The organism is Mesorhizobium sp. WSM4837, from assembly GCF_055811435.1.
In genome coordinates, this window is the sequence record NZ_JBVVQE010000237.1 from 1 (window position 1) to 539 (window position 539).

A 539-nucleotide genomic window follows, 5' to 3' on the forward strand; every position below is an offset into this window, starting at 1 on the left:
CCCATCGGCTGCTGCGCACCTGTGGTGGTGTCCTTGGCTGTCTGGTGCTCCATCTCGGCATTGAGCTCCGCCCCCACAATCAGGACAATCACAGAGATCCAGGTCCACATCATCAAGCCGATGACTGCCCCCAGGGCTCCATACGTCGCGTTGTAGTCGGCGAAGTTCTCAAGATAATAGGAAAACCCTATCGAGACCGCGATCCACACCCCAGCCGCGAGGAAGGCGCCCCATGTCGCCCATTGCCACTTTGCCCTTTCGCGGCTGGGGCCGTAGCGGTAGATCAGCGTGATCCCGAGGCCGACCAGGATCAGCATCATCGGCCACCGAAAGATCCGCACAAGGGCTTCGGTCCAACCGCCGAGGTTCAGCAGCGCAAGCATGGCCGGCACGATCCCCACCGAGACGATAAAGCCGATACCGATGAGGATGGCGCCAAGTGTGAAGCCCAAGGCCAGAAGATTCAGATGGATAAAGCCGCGCTTTTCACTCTCCTCGTAGGCGATGTTCATGGCTTCGAATAGCGTCTTGATGCCGTT

At 59.2% G+C, this 539-nt stretch carries 1 protein-coding gene; it reads right to left on the reverse strand.

The window, feature by feature from the left end; translation table 11 throughout:
* Window positions 1–539: YihY/virulence factor BrkB family protein (locus tag AC0L3D_RS36910; protein WP_473647561.1), on the reverse strand; the 539-nt coding region annotated here is incomplete at both ends.